Source organism: Caldicoprobacter sp. (assembly GCF_047459465.1).
Classification (GTDB): domain Bacteria; phylum Bacillota; class Clostridia; order Caldicoprobacterales; family Caldicoprobacteraceae; genus Caldicoprobacter.
In genome coordinates this window covers 1-8,423 of sequence record NZ_VSCO01000081.1, presented here as the reverse complement: position 1 = coordinate 8,423, position 8,423 = coordinate 1, and the positions used below count along the sequence as shown (strand labels likewise).

Genomic DNA, 8,423 nt, shown 5'->3' with positions numbered 1-8,423 from the left:
ATCTTCGAACAAAATTCAGAACCATGTTTCACAAATTTTGAGCAATAAGGCGTCCCATCTCCTGAGTGCCTACAACTGTATCGCCAGGTGTGGCAATATCCGCCGTCCTATATCCCTGTTCAAGCACCCTGCTTACCGCATCCTCTACAGCCCGAGCCTCCCTCTCTAAGCCAAAGCTGTAGCGCAGCATCATAGCAGCGCTCATGATGGTAGCTATGGGGTTTGCCTTATCCTGACCGGCTATATCAGGCGCAGATCCATGGACCGGCTCGTACAGCCCCAGCTTGCCTTCCCCCAGGCTAGCCGAAGGAAGCATCCCCAGGGACCCAGTAAGCATCGCAGCCTCATCGCTTAAAATATCCCCAAACATATTGGTAGTGAGTATTACGTCAAACTGACTCGGGTTCCTTACGAGCTGCATAGCGGCATTGTCAACATACATATGGTTGAGCTCCACATCGGGATACTGCTGCCCTACCCTAGACACCACCTCGCGCCATAGCCTGGAACTTTCCAAGACGTTGGCCTTATCCACCGAGGTAACCTTGCGGCGCCGTCCTCTGGCAATCTTAAAAGCCACATGGGCTACCCGTTCCACTTCATGGGTAGAATAGACGGCGGTATCCCATGCCTTTTCTCCATCTGATACCTTAGCCCTTCCCTTTTCACCAAAATACAAATCGCCCGTCAGCTCGCGTACCACCAGTATATCGAGACCTTCCCCCAATATCTCTTCTTTTAATGTAGAGGCCGACTTGAGCTGAGGAAACACCTTTGCGGGCCTTAAGTTGGCAAATAGGTTAAGCCCTTTACGTATGCCCAAAAGCCCCGCCTCGGGCCTTAAATGCCCCGGCAAATCATCCCATTTGGGGCCTCCCACCGCTCCCAGCAACACGGCATCGCTTTCCAAGCAAACCTTTAATGTCTCATCGGGGAGCGGCACACCCACCGCATCCAGCGCAGCGCCCCCCATGAGCACCTCCTGAAACTCAAACTGATGCCCAAATTTTCGTGCCACGGCCTCAAGCACTACTATCGCCTGCTTGACCACTTCTGGCCCTATGCCATCACCCGGTATCACAGCAATCCTCATTCCTGTGTCCCCATCCTTTCCTTGACGTATTCAACCAGGCCGCCAGCCTTTATGAGCTCCTGCATGAACGGCGGAAAGGGAGCAGCTTTGTAGGTTTTCCCTGTGGTCAAGTTGGCTATCTCGCCGGTTGTCAGATCTACAGCTACCTGATCGCCATCCTTTATATCCCTAGCAGCCTCGGGACATTCCATTATGGGCAGCCCTATATTTATGGCGTTGCGATAGAATATCCGCGCAAAGGTCTCGGCTATGATGCAGCTTATACCCGAAGCTTTGATTGCAATAGGAGCATGCTCCCTGGACGAACCGCATCCGAAATTGGTACCGGCAACCATTATGTCCCCTGGCTGTACCTTATTTTTGAACTCGGGGTCTATGTCCTCCATGCAATGGGCTGCCAGCTCCTTTGGATCAGCCGTATTCAAATACCGAGCAGGGATAATCACATCGGTATCTATGTTGTTTCCGTATTTGATGGCTTTTCCCCTTATCATCCTACCACCTCCTCGGGCGAAGAAATCTTTCCGGTAATGGCCGAAGCCGCAGCCACAGCCGGGCTTGCAAGATAAACCTCGCTGTCCACATGCCCCATTCGTCCCACAAAATTCCTGTTGGTGGTAGCCACTGCCCTTTCGCCTTTTGCCAATATGCCCATATGGCCACCCAAACAGGGACCGCAGGTGGGAGTACTTACAACCGCTCCCGCCTCTATGAATATCTCTAAAAGCCCTTCCCTCATAGCTTCGAGGTATATCCTTTGGGTGGCAGGAATTACAATCGTACGTACCCGAGGATGTACCTTATGCCCTTTCAGTATCTGTGCTGCAATCCTGAGATCGCTAAGCCGTCCATTGGTGCACGACCCTATTACCACCTGATCTATGGGGATATCGCCTATTTCATCAAACGTCTTTGTATTGGACGGCAAGTGAGGAAAGGCCACGGTTAGCGGAATGGAAGATAAATCTATCTCAAACACCTTTGAATATTCTGCATCTTCATCGGCCTTGTATATCTTATACTCCTTGGTGGAATGCTCCTTTACATATTCCAACGTCTTGTCATCCACTTCAAAGATGCCATTCTTGGCACCCGCCTCTATGGCCATATTGGCAATAGTAAATCGGTCATCCATGGACAGGCTGGCCATGCCCTCACCGGTAAACTCCATGGACTGATAAAGAGCGCCATCTACGCCGATCATGCCTATGATGTGGAGTATTACATCCTTGCCGCTCACCCATTTGTTCAATCGGCCCTTGAGCACGAACTTGATGGCCTCGGGCACCTTAAACCATGCCTGACCAGTGGCCATAGCGGCCGCCATATCGGTGCTACCAACGCCTGTAGAAAAGGCGCCCAGCGCTCCATAAGTACAGGTATGGGAATCGGCGCCAATGACCACATCCCCCGGCACTACCAACCCCTTCTCGGGGATAAGCGCGTGCTCTATGCCCATCTGGCCCACTTCAAAATAGTTCTCTATTTCCATATCACGGGCAAACTCGCGTATGACTTTGCATTGCTCGGCCGACTTGATGTCCTTATTAGGGGTAAAGTGATCAGGTACCAGCACCACCTTTTTTTTATCAAACACCCTCTTGGCGCCCATCCGCTTAAACTCGCGAATGGCCACCGGCGAGGTGATGTCATTTCCCAAAACCAAGTCAACGTTAGCCATTATAAGCTGACCTGGTTCAACTTTATCCAGCCCTGCGTGTGCAGCCAGTATCTTTTGCGTTATGGTCATCCCCATTTATTTCAACCCCTTTCTACATACCCATCTCATTGTAGAGGAAGTATTCGATAGAATCAACCAAAGCATTCCAGCTGGCTTCAATTATATTGGTGGACACTCCCACCGTACCCCATACTTTTTCTCCATCGGTAGATTCTATATGCACCCGTACCTTAGCCGCGGTAGCCTTCGAGGTATCGAGCACTCTAACCTTGTAATCGGTAAGTCGCATCTTCTTAAGCTGAGGATAAAAAACTTCTAAAGCCTTACGCAGCGCCTTATCCAGGGCATTTACCGGTCCATCGCCTTCGGCGGCCGTAACCTCTTCAATCCCGTCTACCTTTACCTTGATAATGGCCGATGCGCTGTAATCCCCCTGCCAGGGTTCCTCGCACAATACGCGGAAATCCTTCACCTCAAAGAATTTATGATCCTTACCCAGTGCCCTCCTCACCAGGAGCTCAAAGGAACTTTCAGCCCCCTCAAACTGATAACCCTCGTGCTCTAAGCGCTTTAGCTCATCTATTAGCCGCTGCACTTCGGGCGATGACTTGGTAACCCATGGAGCTACCTTTTGAATCTTGCCCAGTATGGCGCTGCGGCCAGCCACCTCGGACATCAGTATGCGCCTCTCATTTCCCACTGATTCAGGGGGGACATGTTCAAAGGAAGCAGGGTTTTTAAGGATGGCATCCACATGCATGCCCCCCTTATGGGCAAAGGCACAGTTGCCCACGTAAGGATCACGTTCATTGGGTGCCATGTTGGCCATCTCGCTTATATACCGTGATACGTTGACCAATCCAGCTATGCTATGCGGCGGAACGCAGTAATAGTTGCGTTTAAGCTGCAAATTGGGAATGATAGTACACAGGTTGGCATTGCCGCATCTCTCACCGTATCCGTTAAAGGTGCCCTGCACCTGAACTGCTCCCTGCTCCACCGCCATTATGGAATTGGCCACCGCCATCCCACCGTCATTGTGGCAGTGTATGCCTATGGGAATTGACGAAAATTTGTCCACTACTACTTTTACAATCTCGGCAATCTCGGACGGGAATGACCCTCCGTTGGTATCACACAACACAAGCCAGTCAGCTCCGGCCTGCGCGGCTATCTCAAGGGTTTTTAAAGCATAATCGGGATTAGCTTTATAGCCATCGAAGAAGTGCTCGGCATCAAATACTACCTCTTTGCCGTTTTGCTTCATATAGGCAATAGAGTCATAAATCATGTTGAGGTTTTCATCCAAGGTAGTTCTAATGACGTCGGTGACGTGAAAATCCCAACTTTTACCGAATATAGCCACCACGGCAGTCCCACTTCGCAACAGGGCGGCCAAATTAACATCATCTTCCGGCGGTATACCAGCCCTTCGTGTACTGCCGAACGCTACCAGCTTAGCATGGGTAAACTCGATTTCCTTGACCTTCTCAAAAAACTCTACATCTTTGGGATTAGAGCCGGGATTCCCCGCTTCGATATAATCTACTCCGAATTCATCCAGCTTCTTTGCTATCTTTAGCTTATCCCCTACGGTGAATGAGATCCCTTCGGCTTGAGCCCCATCCCTCAAAGTAGAATCGTAGATGAAGATCTTTTTGCTGCTTACATAATTCCCATCTCTCCATCAACTCCTTTTCCGTCAAAGTTTTGCTTTTTATTCTACTCATAACTGAATTTTATTGCAATAAATACATCTAGAAAATTTAAAATGACACCCTGCTATTAGACTACCGTTATATCTAAAACAAATCAGCTTACTTGCCTCATCCATCAGCCCTATAGGTTCTTTAAAACAGCTGATGTCCGCAAGTGCTATGCAAACGTTAATTCATACGCCTTTCTCCTTGCCGTTATGCCCATTCCTGTTGTTCTGCTCCATAACCATCTTATTTATCGCATTTATATATGCCTTGGCACTGGCTTCTATGACGTCTGTGCTAAGCCCACGTCCAATGTATACATCCCCATTCTTGCTTATTTTAACCGTTACTTCTCCTAAAGCATCTTTACCGCTGGTCACCGCCTTTAGATAATAATCAATCAACGTAACCTCTATGCCAATGGCCCTATCAATAGCTCTGAAGGTAGCATCCACCGGTCCATCTCCGCATGCCGCTTCCTCAAAGACCTCATCATCTCGCCTGATCTTTACGGTAGAAGTAGCAATGGAGGTATTGCCGCTGGATATGTGAAAATACTCCAATTCATAGGTTTCAGGTACCTTCACCACTTTGTCATTCACAAGGGCCTCTATATCCTTATCCATCACGTATTTCTTTTTATCCGCCAGATCTTTAAACTTTTCAAAAGCGGCATTTATCTCCTCAGGCGTAAGATTGGTGAAACCCAGCTCTTTTAACCTTTCCTCAAAGGCGTGGCGTCCCGAATGTTTCCCAAGCACCATCTGGCTCTGCTTTAATCCGATGGATTCCGGCGTCATGATCTCGTAGGTCTGACGATTGCTCAGCACGCCGTGCTGGTGGATCCCCGACTCATGGGCAAAGGCATTGACCCCTACAATGGCCTTGTTGGGTTGTACGTGCACCCCGGTTAAATGGCTGACCATGGTGCTGGTACGGTATATCTGTTCTGTCACTATATCGGTATAGTAGTCGAAGTAGTCGCTCCTGGTTTTAATGGCCATGACGATTTCTTCCAGCGCCGCATTCCCGGCCCTTTCTCCCAATCCGTTTATGGTACACTCCACCTGTTCAGCACCATTTCTAATAGCTGCAAGGGAGTTGGCCACCGCCAGCCCCAGGTCATTGTGGCAATGCACGCTTAATATGGCCTTGTCAATGTTTGGAACGTTTTCCCTGATGCTCCTTATGAGGGCACCAAACTCCTCGGGCATGGCATAACCCACCGTATCCGGTATGTTGATGACGGTAGCACCGGCATTGATGACTGCTTCCAACACTTTAAAGAGAAACTCCGGCCTGGTTCTGGTTGCATCCTCAGGCGAAAACTCAACATCTTGGCATAGAGATTTTGCATAGGATACCATCTCTACAGCCCTTTTCAAGACCTCTTCGGGCTCCATTTTAAGCTTATACTTCATGTGAATATCGGAAGTAGCAATAAACGTATGAATGCGTGGCCTTGCAGCGTACTTAATGGCCTCCCATGCCCTATCTATGTCCTGCTTCACAGCGCGGGCCAGCGCTACTATAATCGGCCTTCTAATACTTTGCGCTATAGCCTTCACCGCTTCAAAATCGCCTTTGGAAGCTACAGGGAATCCCGCCTCTATGGCATCCACCCCAAGGCGCTCAAGCTGCTTGGCTATCTCCAGTTTCTCCTGGACATTTAAGCTGACACCCGGCGATTGTTCCCCATCACGAAGGGTTGTGTCAAATATATATACCTTTTTGGGCACATTCATCCCCCTCTATCATTTATTTTTAATCCACGGCATCATTTTCCTGAGCTCCTTACCCACCTTTTCTATAGGATGCTCCTGCTCCCTCTTTCGCATAGCGTTAAAGTGTGGACGATTGGCCTGATTTTCCAGTATCCACTTTTTAGCAAAGGTGCCATCCTGAATCTCGGTCAAAACCTTTTTCATCTCCTTGCGTGTCTCCTCGGTTATAATCCTCTTACCGGTGGTGTAATCGCCAAACTCGGCAGTATCGCTTATAGAATATCTCATGTAGCTCAAACCACCCTGATTGATCAGGTCCACTATGAGTTTCAGCTCGTGTAAGCATTCAAAATACGCACACTCGGGCTGATATCCCGCTTCCACCAATGTTTCGAATCCTGCCTTGATAAGCTCTGAAAGGCCACCGCACAGCACTACTTGTTCTCCAAACAGGTCGGTTTCAGTTTCCTCCTTAAAGGTGGTCTCCAGCACGCCAGCGCGGGTACCGCCTATAGCCTTTGCATAAGCCAAGGCAAGGTCTTTAGCTCGACCAGAGTAATCCTGATGAACCGCTATCAAGCAGGGCACTCCTTTACCTTCCTGATATTGGCTGCGTACAGTGTGCCCCGGCCCTTTGGGCGCCACCATGGTTACATCCACATATTCTGGAGGAATAATCTGGCCGAAATGGATATTAAAACCGTGAGCAAACATGATCATGTTTCCCTCTTCAAGGTTGGGCTCTATGCTTTCTTTATACAGCTTGGGTTGCTTCTCATCGGGGACTAAAATCATGATTATATCGGCCAGCTTTGCAGCTTCTGCAGCCTCCATAACCTTAAGCCCGGCTTCCTCGGCCAGCTTCCATGACTTGCTGCCCTTGTACAGGCCTACCACCACATCAACCCCGCTATCCTTCAGGTTCAGTGCGTGAGCATGGCCCTGACTGCCGTATCCTATTACGGCCACCTTCTTTCCGCTCAATAATTCCAAATTGGCATCCTGGTCATAATACAGCTTTGCCATCGCTTAATTCCCCCTTCATATTGTAAATTTTTATAAATCTTCATCTTTAATGAGTTTGTTTCCCCTGTCCACGGCTATGATACCGGTACGAACCATTTCCTTTATCCCAAAGTCCTTGAGCATTTCCTGCAGCGCATCGATCTTTTTCTCGTCGCCAGTTATCTCTATGATCATGGAATCCTTGCTTATATCCACAACTTGAGCCCTGAACACGTTAACAATCTGAATTATCTCATTCCTGTTTCCAGGGTCCGCCTGTACCTTTATTAAAGCTAGCTCCCTGGTCACCGAATCCTCCGCTATATCAGCCACCTTTATAACATCGATTAATTTGTTAAGCTGCTTTGCTACCTGCTCGATCACCTTTTCGTCTCCGTCTACCACTATGGTCATTCTGGAGATATTAGGGTCTTCCGTTACGCCTACTGCTAAGCTTTCAATGTTGAATGCCCTGCGGCTGAAAAGCCCTGCCACCTTCGACAGGACGCCCGGCTGATTGGCTACCAACACGCCCAATATGTGTTTCAATCTTATACCTCCTTCCCCTGATATGTCAAAAATTCGCCAGCAAAATGTATAAATATGCAAATAAATATACAAAAAACCTTTCGCCCCCGAAGGGACGAAAGGTTCTCTTTCGTGGTACCACCCTACTTTGCCTGTACCTCACGGTACAAAGCCTTACCAGGTTCTAACAAACCCTGGCCTGTAACGGGACCACCCGTAAAGCTCTACTGAAGGCAGCTTAACAGTCTTTTCTCCAAGCTGCCCCTTTCGAACCTTCTCCTCGGGAGGGAGCATACAACCCATCCGCCCACCAGTTCGCACCATCCACTGGCTCTCTGAAGATAGCTGCGACAGGTCTTATATCTCCGTCATCGGATTTCATGATAGCAAAACATAGGCTAATTCTATTTTGCTTAAATCAAAACCATTGAGTAACCGCCAACCTGCAACATTCTGAAACTCGATCGTCTATCATTTAACAACCGACGATAATTATAACAACGCCCGACAACAGAACCTTCTTTCATCAAGAAGCAGCCTGCCGCCGGGTCTTTTGTGAATTTGAGGGATATTTTATCAAGTACTGAAATTATTGTCAATAGGTTTTTTGAAAATTTATAAAATCTAAATTGCATTCTAAATTGCAATATTAAATGCAACACTTTTTGAAAAAAGTATGATATAGATAT

General features: G+C 48.3%; 7 protein-coding genes and 1 other annotated feature. All 7 genes read right to left on the bottom strand.

Annotation, left to right across the window (positions count from 1 at the left end; translation table 11 throughout):
* Positions 1–28: 28 nt before the first annotated feature.
* On the bottom strand, positions 29–1,093 hold the full coding sequence (leuB, locus tag FWJ59_RS06380) for a 3-isopropylmalate dehydrogenase (RefSeq protein WP_414481131.1): 1,065 nt from the start codon (positions 1,091–1,093) through the stop codon (positions 29–31).
* Entirely contained in the window at positions 1,090–1,587 is a 498-nt protein-coding gene (gene leuD, locus FWJ59_RS06375) for a 3-isopropylmalate dehydratase small subunit (protein ID WP_414481130.1), read from the bottom strand. Before leuD ends, leuB begins: the two co-directional genes overlap by 4 nt.
* A complete protein-coding gene (leuC, locus tag FWJ59_RS06370) occupies positions 1,584–2,849 on the bottom strand; it encodes a 3-isopropylmalate dehydratase large subunit (protein ID WP_414481129.1) in 1,266 nt (421 codons plus the stop codon). Before leuC ends, leuD begins: the two co-directional genes overlap by 4 nt.
* Positions 2,850–2,865: 16 nt before the next feature.
* Positions 2,866–4,428 carry a citramalate synthase gene (cimA, locus tag FWJ59_RS06365; RefSeq protein WP_414481132.1) on the bottom strand — a complete coding sequence of 521 codons (1,563 nt, stop codon included), beginning with the start codon at positions 4,426–4,428 and terminating at the stop codon, positions 2,866–2,868.
* Positions 4,429–4,665: 237 nt separating this feature from the next.
* A complete protein-coding gene (locus FWJ59_RS06360) occupies positions 4,666–6,216 on the bottom strand; it encodes a 2-isopropylmalate synthase (RefSeq protein ID WP_414481128.1) in 1,551 nt (516 codons plus the stop codon).
* A gap of 15 nt (positions 6,217–6,231) precedes the next feature.
* Positions 6,232–7,227: a ketol-acid reductoisomerase gene (gene ilvC, locus FWJ59_RS06355; protein WP_414481127.1), complete on the bottom strand. Its 996-nt coding sequence runs from the start codon at positions 7,225–7,227 to the stop codon at positions 6,232–6,234.
* Between the two features lie 30 nt (positions 7,228–7,257).
* Positions 7,258–7,755, bottom strand: coding sequence for an acetolactate synthase small subunit (gene ilvN, locus FWJ59_RS06350; RefSeq protein ID WP_414481126.1), 498 nt, complete (start codon positions 7,753–7,755; stop codon positions 7,258–7,260).
* A gap of 87 nt (positions 7,756–7,842) precedes the next feature.
* Positions 7,843–8,115, bottom strand: a binding site (T-box leader).
* Between the last annotated feature and the right edge of the window lie 308 nt (positions 8,116–8,423).

Coding starts and splice junctions, on each gene's coding strand:
- leuB (WP_414481131.1), bottom strand. CDS start 1,093: ATGAGGATTGCTGTGATACCGGGTGATGGCATAGGGCCAGAAGTGGTC.
- leuD (WP_414481130.1), bottom strand. CDS start 1,587: ATGATAAGGGGAAAAGCCATCAAATACGGAAACAACATAGATACCGAT.
- leuC (WP_414481129.1), bottom strand. CDS start 2,849: ATGGGGATGACCATAACGCAAAAGATACTGGCTGCACACGCAGGGCTG.
- ilvC (WP_414481127.1), bottom strand. CDS start 7,227: ATGGCAAAGCTGTATTATGACCAGGATGCCAATTTGGAATTATTGAGC.